This is a genomic window from Pseudomonas moorei (assembly GCF_008801475.1).
In the GTDB taxonomy this organism is placed as follows: Bacteria; Pseudomonadota; Gammaproteobacteria; order Pseudomonadales; family Pseudomonadaceae; genus Aquipseudomonas; species Aquipseudomonas moorei.
Map to the genome: position 1 here is coordinate 376,194 of NZ_VZPP01000004.1, position 19,637 is coordinate 395,830.

The 19,637-nt window shown below is 61.1% G+C and carries 15 protein-coding genes and 2 pseudogenes; 10 read left to right on the forward strand and 7 right to left on the reverse strand.

Annotation, left to right across the window (positions count from 1 at the left end; translation table 11 throughout):
- On the reverse strand, positions 1–1,425 hold the full coding sequence (gene ccoN / locus F7R06_RS09555; RefSeq protein WP_090323903.1) for a cytochrome-c oxidase, cbb3-type subunit I: 1,425 nt from the start codon (positions 1,423–1,425) through the stop codon (positions 1–3).
- 93 nt (positions 1,426–1,518) lie between these two features.
- On the opposite strand from ccoN, the gene F7R06_RS09560 reads away from it, so the two are divergent.
- Positions 1,519–2,196, forward strand: coding sequence for an alpha/beta family hydrolase (locus tag F7R06_RS09560; protein ID WP_090323901.1), 678 nt, complete (start codon positions 1,519–1,521; stop codon positions 2,194–2,196).
- Between the two features lie 240 nt (positions 2,197–2,436).
- Here the strand turns inward: F7R06_RS09560 and F7R06_RS09565 are convergent, their stop codons facing one another.
- Positions 2,437–4,002, reverse strand: a complete 1,566-nt coding sequence (locus tag F7R06_RS09565; RefSeq protein WP_090323900.1) for a methyl-accepting chemotaxis protein — start codon at positions 4,000–4,002, stop codon at positions 2,437–2,439.
- 199 nt (positions 4,003–4,201) lie between these two features.
- On the opposite strand from F7R06_RS09565, the pseudogene F7R06_RS09570 reads away from it, so the two are divergent.
- The 5 genes and pseudogenes from F7R06_RS09570 to F7R06_RS09590 form a co-directional block, all read left to right on the forward strand.
- Positions 4,202–4,432: pseudogene (locus F7R06_RS09570) on the forward strand (helix-turn-helix domain-containing protein); the annotation flags it as partial.
- A 37-nt stretch (positions 4,433–4,469) separates the two neighbouring features.
- Positions 4,470–4,592 (forward strand): annotated as a pseudogene (locus F7R06_RS31380) (phosphopantetheine-binding protein); the annotation flags it as partial.
- A 272-nt stretch (positions 4,593–4,864) separates the two neighbouring features.
- A complete protein-coding gene (locus F7R06_RS09580; protein ID WP_090323898.1) occupies positions 4,865–5,278 on the forward strand; it encodes a chemotaxis protein CheY in 414 nt (137 codons plus the stop codon).
- Between the two features lie 111 nt (positions 5,279–5,389).
- Complete coding sequence (locus F7R06_RS09585; protein ID WP_090323897.1) at positions 5,390–6,016, forward strand: response regulator transcription factor; 627 nt, start codon at positions 5,390–5,392, stop codon at positions 6,014–6,016.
- Positions 6,017–9,250: a transporter substrate-binding domain-containing protein gene (locus F7R06_RS09590; RefSeq protein WP_090323895.1), complete on the forward strand. Its 3,234-nt coding sequence runs from the start codon at positions 6,017–6,019 to the stop codon at positions 9,248–9,250. It abuts the gene before it with no gap.
- 3 nt (positions 9,251–9,253) lie between these two features.
- Here F7R06_RS09590 and dkgB read toward each other — a convergent pair whose 3' ends face one another.
- Entirely contained in the window at positions 9,254–10,057 is an 804-nt protein-coding gene (dkgB, locus tag F7R06_RS09595) for a 2,5-didehydrogluconate reductase DkgB (RefSeq protein ID WP_090323893.1), read from the reverse strand.
- Positions 10,058–10,329: 272 nt separating this feature from the next.
- On the opposite strand from dkgB, the gene F7R06_RS09600 reads away from it, so the two are divergent.
- From F7R06_RS09600 to F7R06_RS09610, 3 genes are all read left to right on the forward strand, one after another.
- Entirely contained in the window at positions 10,330–11,196 is an 867-nt protein-coding gene (locus F7R06_RS09600; RefSeq protein ID WP_090323892.1) for a pirin family protein, read from the forward strand.
- Positions 11,197–11,376: 180 nt separating this feature from the next.
- Positions 11,377–12,819 (forward strand): mechanosensitive ion channel domain-containing protein, encoded by a 1,443-nt coding sequence (locus tag F7R06_RS09605; RefSeq protein ID WP_090323890.1) that lies wholly within the window; start codon positions 11,377–11,379, stop codon positions 12,817–12,819.
- 142 nt (positions 12,820–12,961) lie between these two features.
- A complete protein-coding gene (locus tag F7R06_RS09610; protein ID WP_090323889.1) occupies positions 12,962–13,402 on the forward strand; it encodes a carboxymuconolactone decarboxylase family protein in 441 nt (146 codons plus the stop codon).
- A gap of 24 nt (positions 13,403–13,426) precedes the next feature.
- Here the strand turns inward: F7R06_RS09610 and F7R06_RS09615 are convergent, their stop codons facing one another.
- The 4 genes from F7R06_RS09615 to F7R06_RS09630 all read right to left on the reverse strand — a co-directional run bounded on the left by F7R06_RS09615 (position 13,427) and on the right by F7R06_RS09630 (position 18,284).
- Positions 13,427–15,019, reverse strand: coding sequence for a DHA2 family efflux MFS transporter permease subunit (locus F7R06_RS09615; protein WP_090323887.1), 1,593 nt, complete (start codon positions 15,017–15,019; stop codon positions 13,427–13,429).
- Positions 15,016–16,137: an HlyD family secretion protein gene (locus F7R06_RS09620; protein WP_090323885.1), complete on the reverse strand. Its 1,122-nt coding sequence runs from the start codon at positions 16,135–16,137 to the stop codon at positions 15,016–15,018. The genes F7R06_RS09615 and F7R06_RS09620 overlap by 4 nt, the downstream gene beginning before the upstream one ends.
- A gap of 186 nt (positions 16,138–16,323) precedes the next feature.
- On the reverse strand, positions 16,324–17,505 hold the full coding sequence (locus F7R06_RS09625) for an acetyl-CoA C-acyltransferase family protein (RefSeq protein WP_090323883.1): 1,182 nt from the start codon (positions 17,503–17,505) through the stop codon (positions 16,324–16,326).
- On the reverse strand, positions 17,502–18,284 hold the full coding sequence (locus tag F7R06_RS09630) for an enoyl-CoA hydratase-related protein (protein WP_090323882.1): 783 nt from the start codon (positions 18,282–18,284) through the stop codon (positions 17,502–17,504). The genes F7R06_RS09625 and F7R06_RS09630 overlap by 4 nt, the downstream gene beginning before the upstream one ends.
- A gap of 233 nt (positions 18,285–18,517) precedes the next feature.
- Here F7R06_RS09630 and F7R06_RS09635 point away from each other — a divergent pair, with 233 nt between their 5' ends.
- Entirely contained in the window at positions 18,518–19,621 is a 1,104-nt protein-coding gene (locus F7R06_RS09635; RefSeq protein WP_090323880.1) for a polyamine ABC transporter substrate-binding protein, read from the forward strand.
- The last annotated feature ends 16 nt before the right edge of the window (positions 19,622–19,637 follow it).

The window sequence follows — 19,637 nt, forward strand, 5'->3', positions numbered from 1 at the left end:
TCAGGCCATCTGCGCGGCAGCGGCAACGTCGGCAGGCTGCGAGGCCCGCACGGTGCGCCAGGTGTTGTAAGCCATCAGCAACATGCCGCTGAGGAAGATCGCCCCGCCCACCAGCCGTACGATGAAGCCCGGATGACTGGCCGCCAGGGTTTCGACGAAGGAGTAGGTCAGCGTTCCGTCTTCATTGACTGCGCGCCACATCAGGCCCTGGGCGATGCCGTTGACCCACATGGAGGCGATGTACAGCACGGTGCCGATGGTGGCGAGCCAGAAGTGCGCGTTGATCAGGCCGATGCTGTGCATCTGTGGGCGACCGAAGACTTTCGGGATCATGTGGTACAGCGCGCCAATGGAAATCATCGCCACCCAGCCGAGTGCGCCGGCGTGCACATGGCCGATGGTCCAGTCGGTGTAGTGGGAGAGGGCGTTGACGGTCTTGATCGCCATCATCGGCCCCTCGAACGTCGACATGCCGTAGAACGCCAGGGACACCACCAGGAAGCGCAGGATCGGGTCGCTGCGCAACTTATGCCAGGCCCCCGAGAGCGTCATCATCCCGTTGATCATCCCGCCCCAGCTCGGAGCCAGCAGGATCAGCGACATCACCATGCCCAACGATTGCGCCCAGTCCGGCAGCGCGGTGTAGTGCAGGTGGTGCGGACCGGCCCAGATATACAGGGTGATCAGCGCCCAGAAGTGCACGATGGACAGGCGATAGGAATACACCGGGCGTTCGGCCTGTTTCGGCACGAAGTAATACATCATCCCGAGGAAACCGGCGGTGAGGAAAAAGCCCACGGCGTTGTGCCCGTACCACCACTGCACCATGGCATCGGTCGCACCGGAATACACCGAGTAGGACTTGGTGAAACTCACCGGCAGCTCAAGGTTGTTGACGATGTGCAGAATCGCCACGGTGATGATGAACGCACCGAAGAACCAGTTACCGACGTAGATGTGCTTGGTCTTGCGCTTCATGAGCGTGCCGAAGAACACCACGCCATAGGCGACCCAGACAATGGTGATCAGGATATCGATCGGCCATTCCAGCTCGGCGTACTCCTTGGAGCTGGTGTAGCCCAGCGGCAGGCTGATGGCGGCCAGCAGGATCACCAGTTGCCAGCCCCAGAAGCAGAACGCGGCGATTTTTGGCGCGAACAGTTGTGTCTGGCAGGTGCGCTGCACGGAGTAGAACGAACTGGCGAACAGGGCGCAGCCGCCGAAGGCGAAGATCACCGCGTTGGTGTGCAGCGGGCGCAAGCGGCCGAAACTGGTCCACGGCAAATTGAAGTTGAGTTCAGGCCAGACCAACTGGGCAGCGAGAAAAACCCCGAGCCCCATGCCGACGATGCCCCACACCACCGTCATAATGGCGAATTGGCGGACCACCTTGTAGTTGTAGGCGGTACTGATAGAAGTGTTCATGGTTCCCCATCCACGGTTCAGCCGAAGTGGGCGCTTGCGCAAGGCAGTGTCCCCTTCGCCTGGAGTTATAGGCAGACTAAAAGCGAGGCAAGCATGGACAAGAAGCACAAGGCCGGTATTGACGGGGATCAATGGGCGCAGTGCGTGGGGGATCATGGATGGCTGTGGAATGCCGCCGTGGCGCCGGCTTCGGCGACGCTGATTCTGGCCCATGGTGCCGGTGCGCCGATGGACAGCGACTGGATGAGCGACATGGCTGCACGCCTTGCCGCACAGGGCGTCAACGTCTTGCGCTTCGAATTTCCCTACATGGCACAGCGGCGTGTCGACGGCGGCAAGCGCCCACCGAATCCGGCACCGAAGCTGCTGGAGTGGTGGCGCGAGGTATACGCCGTGGTGCGACGCCATGTCGCCGGGCGCCTGGCCATTGGTGGCAAGTCCATGGGCGGGCGGATGGCCAGTTTGCTGGCGGATGAATTGGGGGTCGATGCGCTGGTGTGTCTGGGGTATCCGTTCTATGCCGTGGGCAAGCCGGAGAAGCCGCGTGTGGAGCATCTGGCTGAGTTGAAGACGCGGACGTTGATCGTGCAGGGCGAGCGAGATGCGTTGGGCAATCGCGAGACGGTCGAGGGGTATGCGCTGTCGCCGAGTATCGAGCTGATGTGGCTGGCGGCGGGGGACCATGATTTGAAGCCGTTGAAGGCCTCAGGATTCAGCCATGAGCAGCATCTGGCGGCTGCGGCGAGTCGGGTTGCTGAATTTCTTCGGTGAGATTCTCACCGGCTGCCATGGCCTCTTCGCTGGCAAGCCAGCTCCTACAATGATTTATGGTGTGACGTGAATTCGTGATCACTGCAAAACACTGTAGGAGCCAGCCTGCTGGCGATGCCCTCAGGTGCGCCGCGTTTATCCAGTCCGCACGCTTTATCGGCGATGCGGCGACCCGACAAGCCAGCTCCTGCAGGAGGCCACGATCCCCTGTAAGAGCTGGCTTGCCAGCGAATTCAAGGCCTACCGATTGAACCGCTCCACCAACGAATACTGAGTATTCGCGGTCTTGGTCAGCTCTTCGCTCAGCAGCGCCGAGTTCTGTGCCTGTTCCGAAGTCTGGTCGGCGAGGGTGGAAATATTGCTGATGTTGCGGCTGATTTCCTCGGCGACCGCGCTTTGCTCTTCGGTCGCGGCAGCGATCTGGGTGGTCATGTCGGTGATGTTGGCCACCGCTTCGCTGATGCCGACCAGGGCCTGGTCCGCTTCCAGCACCCGCGCCACACCTTCTTCCGCCTGACGATGCCCGGCTTCCATGGTCTGCACCGCCGTGCCGGCCGTTTGCTGCAGCTTGGCGATCAGGGCGTGAATCTGCCCGGTGGATTCGCTGGTGCGTTGCGCCAATTGGCGCACTTCATCCGCCACTACCGCAAATCCACGACCCATCTCACCGGCGCGGGCCGCTTCGATGGCGGCGTTCAGCGCCAGCAGGTTGGTCTGGTCGGCGATGCCTTTGATCACATCGACCACGCCGCCGATTTCGTCGCTGTCCTTGGCCAGTTGAGTCACGGTCTGTCCGGTTTCCCCAACCACCACCGACAGGCGCTGGATGGCTTCGCGGGTTTCCCCGGCGATGTCACGGCCACGCCCGGTCAGGCGATTGGCTTCCTGGGTGGCGTCGGCGGTGCGCTGCACGTGGCTGGCGACTTCCTGAGTCGTGGCGGCCATCTGGTTGACGGCAGTGGCCACCTGTTCGGTTTCGACGCGCTGGCGCTCCAGGCCCGAGGAACTGTTGTGGGCCAGGGTGTCGGACTGTTTCGCCTGGTCGGTCAGGTGCTCGGCGGTGTCTTGCAAGCGGGTCAGGCAGGTTTTCAGGCGGGCTTCCTGGCTGAGGATCGACATCTCCAGGCGCGCCTGGGCACCGCGGCTGTCGGTGTACATCTGTGCGATCAGCGGGTCCGAGGTGGTCTGCTCGGCCAGTTGCAGCAAACGCTTGATGCCGCGTTGCTGCCAGCTCAGGCCCATCAGGCCCAGTGGCACCGAGAGACCGGCGGCCAGGGCAAACCCCCACTGAGAGTTCAGCGAGGCACCGATCATGAAGCTCAACTGGCTGACCAGAATGAACGGCAGCCAGTCCTGCAGGATCGGCAACCATTTATCGGTGGAAGGAATGGCCGGCTTGCCCTGATTGATGCGTTGGTAGAGCGCTTCGGCACGGCGGATCTGTTCCGCGGTGGGCTTGACCCGCACCGACTCGTAACCGATCACCTGATTGCCTTCGAAGATCGGCGTCACGTAGGCATTAACCCAGTAGTGATCACCGCTCTTGCAGCGATTCTTGACAATGCCCATCCATGGCAAGCCTTGTTTGAGTGTTGCCCACATGTGCGAGAACACCGCGGCCGGAACGTCTGGGTGCCGAACCAGGTTATGCGGCGCGCGGATCAGTTCCTCACGAGAAAACCCGCTGATTTCGACGAAGGCGTCGTTGCAGTAGGTGATCAGTCCCTTGGCATCGGTGGTGGAAATCAACCGTTGCTGAGCCGGGAAGGTCCGTTCGCGTTGTGTGATGGGCTGGTTGTTACGCATGGCTTTTCAATCCGCAAGGCTTTCAAGAGTTGTCGGCTGCGTCGCGAATTTGTTGAATTTTTTTTTGCGGAACCTGATGCGTGTCGCAAATTCGCCGCGAAAACGAAGGTGGTATGACTCACTCACATGGGTAACAAAACAGTTCAAGCACATAGGTAACAGTTTTTAACTGGCACGGGTCGATTCCGAGGATCTGACCATGCCATGGCGAGAGCTGAAACCTATGGACCTGAAAGTGATGTTCATTGCCGACTATCTGTCCGGTCGACTCAATTTCAGTCAACTCTGTGCGGCTCACGGCAGTAGTCGCAAGACGGGTTACAAGTGGGTGGCCCGCTATAACGCGGACAGCATTCATGGCTTGACGGAGTGCAGTCGCAAGCGACACTCCCAAGCTCAGGCCGTGCCGTTGCCGGCACGGCGGCCAATACCGATGGGCGCAAGTCGAGCCTGAAAATGGACGACCCGAGCTGATCGAGCTGTTCAATGAAATGCTCAAACAGGAAATCAGCGAAATCCTGCGTATACCCACCAGCAAACTGGACGTCACCCGACCGCTCCAGGAGTTGGGACTGGACTCGTTGACCAGCTCAAGCCGGTTCCTACAGGGGCGACGACCTCACCATGACAAAGCCTGCCACCCACCCCTCAAGTCCTGCGCGGCATACAGGGTGCGTTGGGTCTCCAATGTGCGGTGATCCATTGATTTTGTGTTCTATCGGCAAAAGATCGCAGCCTGCGGCAGCTCCTACATGGAATGTGCTGGAGTGGTATGGGATTTAGGAAAAGTCCTACAGAAAGCTCGTTGGGTCTTCCGTAGCCTTGCGCCCTCACTCATCTGACTCGCTTCCGGGGGCGCACATTGTCGAACAAGTCGTTACGCATTCTGATCGCCGATGAACAACATTTTAACCGGCTGAGAATCGAGCGTTGGTTCAACCAGCTCGGTTACTACCGGGTGGCGCCAGTGCAAAACCTCGACGAACTGTTGACCCTGGTGGAATACGGTTGCGAGCCGTTCGACCTGCTGGTCATCAATGCTGCACTGGCGGGCGGCAAACTCGACCTGATGGGTTTCTGCCTCGATAACCGGCAACTGTATCGCGTGTTGATCTACGATGGACAGCGGGCGCAGCTGCCACCCACTCCAGCCTGCGAGCAGCAGAAAACCCAGGTAAGTCATGCGGTGCTGCCGGATCTGGCGGCGCTCCAGCGCCTGATGACTATCATTGATCCAGGCATGCCGTTCGTCGGGACTGTCATTTCTGTCAGGTAGTCCGTCAAGGCGTTACATGCCACAGTTTATGCGCAGCGTTGTGTCCGATCCGGGCCTTGCCCATGGGCAGCCAGTGCCCAATCGTCGTGTTTTTTTGCACAGGGAGTAGCCATGAAGTCAGTGCTGATAGTGGACGATCATCCGGTGATACGCGGCGCCCTCAAAATCGTACTCAAGCAGGAAGGATTCAAGCGGATTCACGAAGCGACCAGTGGAAACGAAGTCCTGCCGATGATTCGTAAGCACTCACCGGAACTGGTGGTGCTGGACCTGAACATACCGGCGCTCGACGGCCTCGATGTGCTGGCCAGGATCAAGGCCGGTGAGGTGCCATGTCGGGTCGTGGTGTTCACTTCCCAGGAACCGATGTTTTATCAGGAGCGCTGCATGCGCGCCGGTGCCTCGGCCTACGTGGCCAAGACCAACGACCTGCAGCATTTGCATAAAGCCGTGCATGCCGTGATGTCCGGATACACCTATTTCACCCGGTTACCCTCCAGTTCAGTGTCGTTGAGCACTTTGCAACGCAGTGAAAAACAGTTGATCGACAACCTCTCGGACCGAGAACTGACGATCTTCCAGCACCTGTCCCGAGGCATGACCAACAAGGCCATCGCGGAAATCATGCACCTGAGCCACAAGACCGTCAGCACCTACAAATCCCGATTGACGGAAAAGCTCAATGTGGAGTCGTCGGTGCACCTGCGGGACCTGGCCCGGCGCAATCATCTGATCTGAATGAACGCCTTCCGCCCCCTGCGTCTTCTGAAAAACTTCCTGCTGCCTGGGCTTTGCCTCTGGGTATCGAGCGTCTGTGCACAGCCGCAGACATTGACGTTGCTGGGGCGCTCCGACGTCGAAGGGTACAGCGTCGTGCTGTCAGCGGCCGACTCACGCTGGTTGCAGCAAAAGGGCCGGTTGGTACTGGGCGTCTCTGCTCCGGATTATCCCCCCTTTGACATCACCACCACCGGCCATGCACTGGAAGGGGTAACGGCGGACTATGCCGGATTGCTCGAAAAGCTGTTGCAGGTGCAGATCGTCGTCCAGCGCTATGAGTCCCGCGCCGAGGCGGTCCGGGCGCTCAAGCAAGGTGATGCTGACCTGCTGGGCACGGCCAACAGTTATGAAGCACGGGATTCGCAGTTACGCCTCTCCAGTGCCTATGCGGTTGATCAACCGGTGCTAGTGACCCGCATTGATTCGACTCAAGTGCCGGCCCCGGCGCTGGCCGGCGAGCGACTGGCAATGCTGTACCACTACTTGCCCGAACAAAGCGTGCAGCAGTTCTATCCCGAGGCGAAGGTTCAGCTCTTCCCCTCGACGCTGGCGGCGGTGGGAGCCGTGGCCTTCGGTCAGGCGGATGTCTATCTGGGCGACGCGATCAGTGCCCATTACCTGATCAGCAAAAACTATCTGAACAACGTGCAACTGACCGATTTTTCGCGCATGGAATCGGGGCGCTTTGCCTTTGCGCTGACCCACGAAAACCGGCAATTGCGGCGCATCGTCAACCAGGCTCTGGCGGCGATCCCAGCCAATGAGCAGATGAACATCTTGCGGCGCTGGGGCGCGGGCGGGGTGTCGATGCCGGGTACTCAGTCACTGCAATTGAGCGTGGCCGAGCAACGCTGGCTCGAACAACACCCGCGGGTCAGCGTGGCGATCAACGCGAATGTGCCGCCGATCACGTTCATCGACAGCGAGGGCAAGTATCGCGGCATCGGTGTCGATGTGCTGGCCAAAATCAGTCTGCGTACCGGGTTGCAATTCGACCTCAGGGCCATGCAGTCGGTGAGCGAAATGATCCAGGGCATACAGAGCCGCCAGGTCGACATGCTGGCCGGGATCGGCCTCAGTTCTCGACGCGAAGAAGCGCTGCTGTTTACCCGGCCCTTCCTGACCAGTCCGTCGGTATTGGTTACGCGGCTATCGCCCTACAGCCCCAAGACACTGGACGAGATGGCCGGAAAAACCCTGGCGCTGACTCAGGGCAACATCGCCAGCGACTACATTCGGGAGCATTTCCCGTTGATCCGCTTTGTCGATGCACCCTTGTCGGCTGAGGCCATGGAGATGGTCGCCCAGGGCAAGGCCGATGGCAGCATCAACTCGTTGATCAGCGCCCGTTACCAGATTTCCCGGCAATACCGCGACCGTCTGCAAGTGACCAGCACCGTGGGAACCGATCCTGCCCGCAGCACCCTGGCGACCAGCCGCGAGGCGACCGAGTTGCATTCGATCCTGGACAAGGCGCTGCTGAGTATTCCCCCCGAAGAGATCGACGAACTGACACTCCCCTGGCGAAACGACCAAATGGTGGAACAGAGCTATTGGTTGCGCTATCGGCAGAGCATTTTCCAGGCGTTCGCCGCGGCCGGCGTCCTGCTCTTGATTGCGCTCGGCGGGATGCTCTGGCAGCGCCGGCAGATTCGCCAGCGCCAGCTGCTGCTGGGGCAATTGCAGGAAGCCAAGGACGCCGCCGAACAGGCCAACCGGGCCAAGACCACGTTTCTGGCGACCATGAGTCATGAAATCCGCACGCCCATGAACGCCTTGATCGGCATGCTCGAGCTGGCGCTGAAACGGGCGGATGAAGGTGTCACCGACCGTTGCGCCATCGAGGTGGCGTCGAACGCCGGACAGCAATTGCTGGCCTTGATTGGCGATATCCTCGACATCGCCCGTATCGAGTCCGGGCATTTGTCACTGACACCGGAGCGGACCAACCTGCAGGCGCTGGTGGTCTCGGTGTGCCGGGTCTTCGAAGGTCTGGCGCGGCAGAAAAACCTGCGATGGCGGGTCGAAGTCGACGCAAACAGCGACTGCGATGTGTTGATCGATCCCGTACGTTTCAAGCAAGTACTGTCCAATCTGTTGAGTAATGCGATCAAGTTCACCGCTGAAGGCGAGGTCAGCCTGAAACTGCGGGTGGATCCGACGTCCTCGCAGCGCCTGGCGGTCAGCGTTCAGATACAGGACAGCGGCATCGGCATCAGTGCCTTCGACCAGCAACGCCTGTTCAGCCCCTTCGTGCAGGCCGGCAACAGCCAGCAATCCGGCCGCCAGGGTTCCGGGCTGGGGCTGGTGATCAGCCGCACCCTGTGCGAAATGATGGGCGGCCGCCTGCAACTCGACAGTGCGCTCGGGCGCGGCACCCGTGTCGACATCAACCTTGAACTGATGGCCCTGCAACCGCTGCCCGCCAGCGAGCTGGCGCAGAGCGCTGCGCAGCTGCCCACCCGACCGCTGACGATTCTGGTGGTCGACGATTATCCGGCCAATCGCCTGTTGCTTACGCGACAGCTGAGTTGGCTGGGGCACCAGGTAATGGAGGCGGAGGATGGTCAGCAAGGGTTGGCAAAATGGCGCGAGCATGAGTTCGATCTGGTCATCACCGACTGCAACATGCCGGTGCTCAGTGGTTATGAGTTGGCGGGGGCGATTCGCGATGACGAGCGGTTACAGGGCATGGCGCCGACCGTGATTCTGGGATTTACCGCCAATGCGCAACACGAGGAAAAGATCCGCTGCATCGAGGCGGGCATGGACGATTGCCTGTTCAAGCCGATTCGGCTGGAGGATCTGAGCGGCTGGCTGGGCGCAAGGTTTTTGAGCGAAGCGCAGGACGAAGCACCGTCAGCCGCCGAGATCGATTTGAGTGGCCTGGAGCGTTATGTGGGGGCGGATCGAGAGCTGATCACCCAGTTGTTGCACGATCTGGCGGTGACCAATCGCGATGACCGCGAGCTTCTGCTGCAGGAACACGCCAGTGGCAATCACCCCGCCTTGCAGGATCTGGCGCACCGCATCAAGGGCGGGGCGCTGATGGTTCGGGCGATGACGCTGGTCGAATATTGCGAACAGCTGGAGCGTGCGTGCCGCGAGGGCAACGCCGCACTGATCGACGCTGCCGTCGATCAGTTGCAGCAAGCCATGACGCGCCTGGACCTCAGCCTTAAGCCGGGCTGACCCTTAGTCCCAGTCGGGCGCGATGCCTTTCGGGCTGGTCAGGCGATGGCCGCGATCCAGGCTGGCGATCAATTGCATGTCGGCTTCGCTCAGTGTCAGTCCGCAAGCCTTGAGGTTGCTCTCAAGGTTGGCGCGTTTTGTGGACGAAGGAATCACCGCGTATCCCATTTGCATGGCCCAGGCCAGGGTGACCTGTGCCGGTGTCGCCCGCAGGCGCCCGGCGATCTGCTGGATGGCCGGGTCCTTGAGCACCTCGCCGTAGGCCAGGGTCATGTAAGAGGTGATCTGGATGCCCTGGCTCTGCGCGAACCCGACCACTGTGCGGTTTTGCAGATAGGGGTGCAGTTCGATCTGGTTGGTGGCGATGTGCTCGGCGCCGATGGCAGCGATGGCTTGTTGCATCAGGTCGACGGTGAAGTTCGACACACCGATCTGCCGGGTCAGGCCCAGACGCTTGGCTTCGAGCAGGGCGCCCATGAATTCTTGCACCGGCACCTGATCTTCCGGCGACGGCCAGTGGATGAGCGTCAGGTCGAGGTAGTCGGTCCGCAGTTTGCGCAGGCTCTCCCTGAGGCTGTCGATGAGGCGATCCCTGGCGAAGTTGGCCACCCAGATCTTGCTGGTGATGAACAGTTCTTCCCGGGCAATGCCACTGGCGGCGATGGCCTGGCCGACCTCGGCTTCGTTCTCGTAGATTTGCGCGGTATCGATGACCCGGTAGCCCAGTTCGAGGCCGGTGCGCACCGAATCGATGACCACCTGGCCTTGCAAGCGAAAGGTACCCAGGCCGAATGCGGGGATGGACATGTATGACTCCAGAGGTTGCAGTGGGAATGGCGGCGAGTATCCGTGTCTGCATCCGTGGGAAAAACCGCTGCAATGGCAAAGCAATGTTTACCGCAAATCATGAATCGGACAGTCTGATGCAGCGCGGGGGGGCTGATCTGGCGGCGTGTGAGTCAGATGAGTCGTTATCGTTCCACTGGTAGAACGATCAAGCTGCTTTTTACCGCCTAGCGCATCATTGGCGATGTTTTTAAGCTATGTCCATGGTTTCACTCACCTCTTCAGGAGACACCATGAAAAACATCATCGGTATCTACGCTCGTCCCAATACCCACTGGGTCGGCGACGGTTTTCCGGTTCGTACACTGTTTTCCTACGACAATCTGGCCAAACACATCAGCCCGTTTCTGCTGCTGGATCACGCCGGGCCCGTTGAATTCACCCCGACCACTGAGCGGCGTGGCGTGGGTCAGCACCCGCACCGGGGTTTCGAAACCGTGACCATCGTCTACAAGGGCGAACTGGAACACCGCGATTCCACCGGCAGTGGCGGCAAGATCGGCGCGGGCGATGTGCAATGGATGACCGCCGCTTCCGGCATTCTCCACGAAGAGTTTCATTCCGAAGGCTTTGCCAAAAGCGGTGGCACCCTGGAGATGGTGCAGTTGTGGGTCAACCTGCCGGCCAGGGACAAAATGGCCGACCCCGGTTACCAGACCCTCCTCGACGCGGATATCCCAAACATCGCCCTGAAGAACAACGCCGGCAGCCTGCGCTTGATTGCCGGTGAGTTCGACGGTCACACCGGGCCGGCGCGCACCTTTACGCCGATCGACGTCTGGGACCTGCGTCTCAATGGCGGCCAGGCGCTCACGCTTGACCTGCATGAAGGTCGTAACACGGCATTGGTGGTCTTGCGTGGCACGGTTCAGGTCAACGGTCTGGAATCGGTCGGCGAAGGGCAGTTGGCCCTGTTCGAGCGCAAGGGCAAGCAGCTCACCCTGGAAGCCAGCGACGAGGCCGTGGTGCTGTTACTCAGTGGCGAGCCGATTGACGAGCCCATCGTCGGGCACGGTCCGTTCGTGATGAACACCGAGCGAGAAATTCACCAGGCGTTCGCCGACTTCCAGTCCGGCCGCTTCGGCCGCCTGCACGGTTGACGGGAAGACCCGCGACATCACACTGAGCAACGGCGCGTAAATCCGCCAGCTCCCATCCTCTGTGGCAACGGGCACGCACGCTGCCACAGGTTTCTGGACGTCAGGTTCCAGCGAAATCAATTGCTCCTACACTGTGGCCAATGCGATCTTCCGTTCATTGTTCCGGGCTGGAGTTTCTTGATGTTGTCTTTGCTTACCGAACACCCGCTGGTGTGCGCCCTGGTGCTGATCCTGATCGATCTCGGGCTGTGGCGCCTGGTCACCGCCAATCGCAACGGCTGGAAGCTGCTGTTGCGCGTGGTGATTTTCTCGCTGTTCAGCCTGTTGCTGTTCAACGAAGGCTTGAACCCGATGGAGACGGCGCCCTGGGCCGACAACGTGCCGCTGCACCTGGCGGCCACGGGATTGCAGATCGGTTGGTGGCTGTTCGGCGCGCGCACCCTGACGGTGTTGATTGGCGCGGCGATGATGCAACGGGTCGGGCATACCGGGCGATTGTTGCAAGACCTGCTCGGTGCGGTGATTTTCCTCGTCGCGGTGATCGCCGCCCTGGCGTACGTGCTCGATCTGCCGGTCAAAGGTGTTCTGGCCACGTCCGGCGCGTTGGCGATCATCGTCGGCCTGGCCCTGCAGAGCACCCTCAGCGACGTGTTTTCGGGGATCGTCCTGAACACCACCAAACCCTATCAACTGGATGACTGGATCTCCATCGATGGCACCGAAGGCCGGGTCATCGACATCGATTGGCGCGCCACGCGCCTGCAAACCTCACAAGGCAGCATGGCGGTGATTCCCAACTCGCTGGCGGCCAAGGCCAAGATCGTCAACTTCAGCCGGCCCAGCGACATTTTCGGCATTTCGATCAGTTTGCAGGTGAGCCCCCACGTCCGGCCGAACAAGGTGATCGATGCCCTTGAGCGGGCGATGCAGGGCTGTCGCATGCTGTTGAACAAGCCGGCGCCGAAAGTGGCGCTCAAAAGCTCCTCCAGCGCCGGCGTGGAATACGAAATCAGCGGGTTTGTCGCCTCGATGAACGAACAGCGCGAGGTCCGCAATCAACTCTACGATCTGGCGTACCGGCACTTGCAGGCGTCCGGGGTCAACCTGCTGTCGAGCGTGGAGCCCATCGCCTCGACCAACCTTTCACGGGCGCGGGCGCTGCTCGACAGTTCACCGATTTTCTCGACCTTGCGCCAGGAAGAGAAAGAAACCTTCAGCCAGAACATGACCCTGCAAACGTTCCGCGCCGGGGAGACCATCCTGGCGGCGGGGGAGGTCAGCGATCATTTGTTCATCATTGAATCCGGGGTGGTCACGGTAACGCTGAACCGCCACGGCACGCCTTTCGAGTCCGGGCGCATGGGGCCTGGCGAGGTGATTGGCGAGGCCGGCATTCTGGACGACAGTTCGGTGCCCGCCACGTTTGCGGCGAAGACTCCCTGCATGCTTTACCGCATCGAAAAGGAGTACCTCAAACCGTGCCTGGATGCCCGTCACGACATCAACGACGCGATGCAGACCTTGCTGGATTTCCGCCTGCACAAAGCCAAGACCCTGACTCAGGAGGTGCCGCAGGTGGTGCCAAAGACCGGGTTTTTGCACTGGTTGCGTAAACGGGTATGAAGGGCCGTTGCAGAGGACGCGGTTCAGTTGAGTTGTTTTTTCGCCCGTGGAGTGGCCTCCTCGACTTCTGGAATATTGGCTATTTGTGCAAAGCGCTCCGGGGACTAACTTAGCCACACACCCACTTGCCCTGGAGCATCCCATGCAACCACGTACTGATTTCTACACCGCCAGCCCTGACGCTCTGAAAGCGATGATCGCCCTGGAAACCGCGGTCTCCAAGCTGCCGCTGGAGAAACCCCTGATCGAACTGGTCAAGCTCCGTGCTTCGCAAATCAATGGCTGCGCCTTCTGCATCGACATGCACACCGCCGATGCGATCAAGGGCGGGGAGACTCCGCGTCGTCTGTTCGCCGTGACCGCCTGGCGTGAGGCACCGTTCTTCACCGAGCGTGAACGCGCTGCGTTGCTCTGGACCGAATCCCTGACCCAGCTCAGCCTGACCCATGCGCCGGATGAAGACTACGAAGTGGTCAGCGCCCAGTTCACACCGAAGGAAATGGTCGACCTGACTGTGGCCATCAGCACCATCAACAGCTGGAACCGCCTGGCGGTAGGCTTTCGCAAAACCCCTCAGGCCTGATCCTCAAGTCATTGCCGATGCGCCTCAATGGGCATCGGCACTCGGCGCGGCCGGTGGTTGCACCTTGCGCATCAAGGGCACCATCGCCGTGGCGATGACGAAGCAGATCCCGATCATCAAAAACGCGTCGCCATAGGTTTGCGTCTGGGCTTCGCGGAAGGTCAACAGCCAGAGCTGATGCAGGCTGGCAGTGACCCCGACATCGCCGCTCTGGCCCAGGGCGGCGAAGTTGTTTCCGACCTGGGACAGCCACTGGTTGAGGGCCTCGTTGGTGCTGTTGAGGTTTTCCGCCAACCTTGTGAAGTGCAGGTTGGTGCGGTCGTTGAGGATGGTCGCACAGGCGGCGATGCCAATCGCGCCGCCCAGGTTGCGCATCAGGTTGAACAACCCCGAAGCATGTTTCAGTCGCGCCGGTGCCAACCCGCCCAGGGTCAAGGTCACCGCGGGCGGCACCGCCAGTTGCTGGGCAATCCCGCGCAGGGCTTGCGGCAGCATCAATTCCCTGGCCCCCCAGTCATGGGTGATCGGGCTGAAATCCCACATCGACAAAGCGAACAGCCCAAGGCCGGTCATCATGATCCAGCGCAGATCGACGCGGTTGGCCAGAAAGGCATACAACGGAATTGCCATGATCTGGAACACGCCGGTGGAGAAAACCGCCAGACCAATGTCCAGTGCGCCGTAGCCACGCACCCGACCGAGAAACAGCGGCGTCAGGTAAATGGTGGCAAACAGACCGATCCCGGTGACGAACGAGAAGAAGCAGCCGAGGGCGAAATTGCGGTCCTCCAAGGCGCGCAGATCGACGATCGGGTTGGCCACGTGCAAGGTTCGGCCAATGAACGCCAGGCCCGCCAGGCCGCTGATCCAGGCGGTGGTCAGAATCGTGCTGTCGCTGAACCAGTTCCAGCGCGGGCCTTCTTCGAGGGTGTACTCCAGGCAGCCGAGAAACAGTGCGAGAAACACCATGCTTATATAGTCGGCGCCCTTGAGCAGCGAGAGTTCCGGCTGATCGATTTTCACCAGGATCGGCACCGCCACGGCGACAAAAATCCCCGGCACCAGGTTGATGTAGAACAGCCAGTGCCAGGACGAAATGTCGGTGATGTAGCCACCAATCACCGGGCCCAGGGTCGGCGCCAAAGACGCCACGGCGCCGATGGTCGCGGCGGCGATGACCCGTTGCTTGCCGCTGAAGAACACGAAGGCCGTGGTGAACACCATGGGGATCATCGATCCGCCGAGAAAGCCTTGCAGGGCGCGGAAGGCGATCATGCTCTGGATGTTCCACGCCACGCCGCACAACAGGCTGGTCAGGGTGAAGCCCACGGCCGAGGCGCAAAACAGCCAGCGCGTCGAGAACACAAGGGAAAGCCAGCCCGACAGCGGAATGACGATGATTTCGGCGATCAGGTAACTGGTTTGCACCCAGGCGGTTTCGTCGGTGCCGGCCGAAAGCCCGCCACCAATGTCACGCAGCGACGCCGAGACGATCTGGATGTCCAGCAGCGCAATGAACATGCCGATGCACATGCTGGCGAAGGCGAAGACCTTGGTCGCTGTCGCCATGTTCGCCGCATTGAACGGTTGCGCCGGGGCGGCGAGGGCGCGGCTCATGGTGCGCTGGCCACGGCTGGCGCTTCAGGCTCCTTGCGTGTGTCCACTTCGGCGGTCACCGACAGGCCGGGGCGCAGGTGGCCGAGTACGCCGTCAGCCGGATCAAGGTGGATACGCACCGGCACCCGTTGCACGATTTTGGTGAAGTTGCCGGTGGCATTTTCTGGCGGGAGCACGCTGAATTGCGCACCACTGGCCGGCGCGAGGCTGTCCAGGTGACCGTGAAACTCCTGACCCGAGAGCACGTCGGCGTGAATCACCACCCGCTGGCCGGGCGTCATGCGCGCCAGTTGGTCTTCCTTGAAGTTGGCATCGACCCACAAGCCGCTGGAAGGCACCACCGACAGCAGTTGCGAACCGGCCTGGGCGTAAGCGCCGAGTCGTGCCCGGCGATTGCCGATCACGCCGTCGACCGGTGCACGCAGTTCGGTGTAGCCAACGTTCAATTGCGCCAGGTCACGTTCGGCTTTGGCCTGGACCAGCGCGGCGCGGGCCTGCTGTTTCTGGGTGGCGATCACGTTCAACTGCCGCTGTGCCGCCAGCAGTTCGGCCTGGGCGCGAGTGCTTTGGGCCTGTGCGGTCTTGAAGGTGGCGTTGGCCCGCTGCGCGCTTTCCACGGAAACGGCGTTGGTGCTGACCAGTTTTTTGTAGCGCGCATCGTCATCCCGCGAACGGGCGGTTTCGGCTCCGGCGGCGTCGATGCCGGCGCGGGCCTGGCCGATGACGGCTTGCTGCAATTGTTCGGTGGCGTCGAGATTGGCGAGCAGGGCTTCCTCGGCCGCTACTGCGCCTTCGGCCTTGGCCAGGTTGGCGCGGTAATCGCGGGCGTCGAGACGAATCAGCACATCGCCAGCCTTGACCTTCTGGTTGTCGGTCACCAGCACTTCGTCGATGTAACCCGCCACTTTCGGCCCGATCACCGTCACGTCGCCGCCAATGTAGGCGTCGTCGGTTGCTTCGATGAAACGGCCGGTCGTCCACCAATGCGCGACGTACACGCCGGCCAGTACCAGCGCAGCCATACCCAGCGTTGGCAGGAACAGGCGCTTGAGCAGGGGAGGCTTGGGGGTGTTCACCGGGACAGCAAGGTCGGGTTCAACGGAGGGCATGCTGGTCATGGAGAATTACCTGTCGGAAACGGCGTTTAATTACGAACGTAATATGACGTATGTAATATTTAGTGGCAAATGAATTTTGCTGCCGGTCGTCAGGTGCTGGGTTGGCTGAGGATTGAGGTCAGAAACAAAACGAAGGAGCTGCCAGCGGCAGCTCCTATCAGGTGTAACGCGGGAGAAAAGGGGGGATCAAGCGCGTTCGAAGATCGCCGCAATCCCCTGACCGCCGCCGATGCACATGGTCACCAGGGCGTAACGGCCGTTGATGCGATGCAGTTCGTGGATGGCCTTGGTGGCGATGATGGCACCGGTCGCGCCCACCGGGTGACCCAGGGCGATGCCCGAACCGTTCGGGTTGACCTTGGCCGGATCCAGGCCCAGCTCCTGGCTGACCGCGCAGGCTTGGGCGGCGAAGGCGATGTTGGCTTCGATCACGTCCAGGTCGGCGATGGTCAGGCCGGCACGCTTGAGCGCCAGGCGCGTGGCCGGGATCGGGCCCAGGCCCATCAGTTCTGGCTCAACACCGGCGTGGGCGTAGCTGACCAGACGCGCCAGCGGACGCAGGTTGTTGGCCTGGACCGCGTTGCCGGTGGCCATGACCAGTGCAGCCGCGCCGTCGTTCAAGCCCGAAGCGTTGCCGGCGGTCACCGAACCGTCCTTCTTGAACGCCGGCTTCATTGCTGCCAGCTGTTCCAGGGACGTGGCGCGTGGGTGCTCGTCGACGTTGAACAGCTTGGTGCCCTTGCGATCCTGGATTTCCACGGTCGCGATCTGCTCGCTGAAATAGCCGTTGGCGATCGCATGGGCAGCGCGTTTCTGGTCTTCCAGAGCCAGGGCATCCTGCATTTCGCGGGTGATGCCGTTGCGTTCAGCGACGTTCTCGGCGGTGATGCCCATGTGGATGCTGTGGAACGGGTCATGCAGGATGCCCAGCATGTAATCGATGGCCTGGACGTTACCCATGCGCGCGCCCCAGCGGGCCGAAGGCATCAGGTACGGGCCGCGGCTCATGGATTCGGCACCGGCACCGATGGCGATTTCGGCGTCGCCCAGCAGCAGGGTCTGTGCCGCACTGATGATCGCTTGCAGGCCGGAGCCGCAGAGACGGTTGACGTTGTAGGCCGGGGTTTCTTTCGGGATGTCGGCGTTCATCGCGGCGACCCGGGAGATGTAGGCGTCACGGGTTTCTGTCGGGATCACGTTGCCCATGACCAGATGACCGACCAGCGCCGGGTCTACGGCGGCCCGTTGCAGGGCGGCCTTCACGGCGGTGGTTGCCAGGTCGGCCGGTGGCACGTCCTTGAGAGAACCGCCAAAGGTGCCGATGGCGGTACGGGCGGCGCTGACGACGTAGATTTCCGGAGTGTTCATGGCTGGTTTCCTTTCGGTGAATGCTTATCAGTACTGCGATTGAGCAGGGCGTTCAAGGCTGTTTTCGCTTCGTCGCTATTGAGGCGTTCGATGAACAGCAGGTTCTCTTCACGCAGGGTGGCTTGCAGTTCGGCCATGCTGGCCTGTTTCATCAGTTGTCGCGATTGGCGCAGGGCTTGCTGAGGCATTGCCAGCAGTCGATGGGCCAGACGGGTGGCCGCCGCCAGGCATTGCGCCCCGTCGTCGAACACTTCGTTGGCCAGGCCCCATGCCACCGCTTCGCTGCCGTCCAGACTGTCGCCCAACAGCAACAAGCGCGCGGCGCGGGCCTGGCCGAGCAGGCGTGGCAGCAGCAGGCTGGCGCCGAACTCCGGGCACAGGCCCAGGTTGACGAACGGCATGCGCAGCTTGGCATTGCGGGTGACCAGCACCTGATCGCAATGCAGCAACACGGTGGTGCCGATACCGATGGCGGCCCCGCATACGGCGGCAATCAGTGGTTTTTGCAGATGGGTCACGGCGCGCATCAGGCGAAAGGCCGGGCTGTCCAGATGCGTGGGTGGCTGCTGCAGGAAGTCCACCAGGTCATTACCGCTGGAAAAACAGCTCGGGCCGCCGGTCAGGATGACCACGCCGACCGAGTCGTCCTCGTCCGCCGCGAACAACAGGTCGGCCAGGCGCATGTACATGGCGTTGGTCAACGCATTGAGCTTGTCGGGGCGGTCGATGGTCAGCGTCAGTACGCCATCGCGTTGTTCATGTTTGATCAGGTCAGTCATGGATGGCTCTTGCAGAGTCGGTTCGGTCGCCACTTTAAGCGTCAGGCAAACCCCGCAGCTATGACAAAACGGGTCAACCCGACTGATGCTTTTTGCCATGTGCCGTTGCCGGCCCGGCAGCGGCAGTCGATTCGCACACACCCATTCGGGGTATGGTGCCGCCTGGCGAATCGCCCAATAGTAGGTTCATCCGCTCATCCAGAGCCGAACTCGCTTGATAAGGTGAATGTGCAATGCGCAAGACACTGAAGGTGATTTCCAGTCTGTTTGCTCTTCCGTTGATCATCAATGCCCAAGCCGCCGAAGTGGACGACAGCCAGACGCTGCGGCTCTACAACTGGGCGGATTACATCGGTGAAAAAACCCTGTCGGACTTTGAAAAGTCCACCGGCATCAAAGTGATCTACGACACGTTCGATTCCTACGAAACCGTGCAGGCCAAATTGCTCACCGGCCACTCCGGTTATGACCTGATCGTGCTCAACGCTTCCCTCGCACCGCCGCTGATCCAGGCCAAGGTGTTCCAGCCGCTGGATAAAAAGTTGCTGCCGGGCTGGAACAATCTGGACCCGAAAGTCCTGCACGACCTGCAAGGGTTCGATCCGGGCACCGCCTACTCGGCGCCTTACACCTGGGGTAGCAACGGTGTCACGTACAACGTCGACAAGATCAAGGAGCGCATGCCCGACGCGCCGATCGGCTCGCTGGCGATGATCTTCGATCCGAAGATCGTGTCGCGCTTCGCCGATTGCGGCGTGACCCTGCTCGATGCCCCTACCGAAGTCATTCCCATGGCCTTGAAGTACCTGGGACGCGACCCCAGAAGCGCGGCCCCGGCGGATCTGAAAGCGGCCCAGGATTTGTTGCTGTCGGTCAGGCCGTATATCCGCAAGTTCGACTCGGTCAATTACCTGACCAGCCTGCCCAATGGCGACGTGTGCATGGCGATGACCTGGTCCGGCGACTACGCGACGGCCATGGCCCGCGCCGAAGAAGCCAAGAAGCAGATCAACCTGGCGTACTTCATTCCCAAGGAAGGCTCGCTGATCTGGTTCGACAACATGTACATCCCGGCCGATGCGCCCCACGTCGCCAACGCCCACAAGTTTCTGGAATACCTGATGCAGCCGCAGGTGATGGCGGACGTGAGCGACTTCATCAATTACGCCAACAGCAACGCGGCGGCCACGCCATTGCTCAACGCCAGCGTGCGAAACAATCCGGCGATTTATCCCGATGACGACATTCGTCAACGGCTGTTTCCGCAGAAAACCCAGGACGCCAAAGACATGCGAGCCATGACACGCGTCTGGAGCACCGTAAAAAGCGGGATTTGATCGACCCATCGATTCG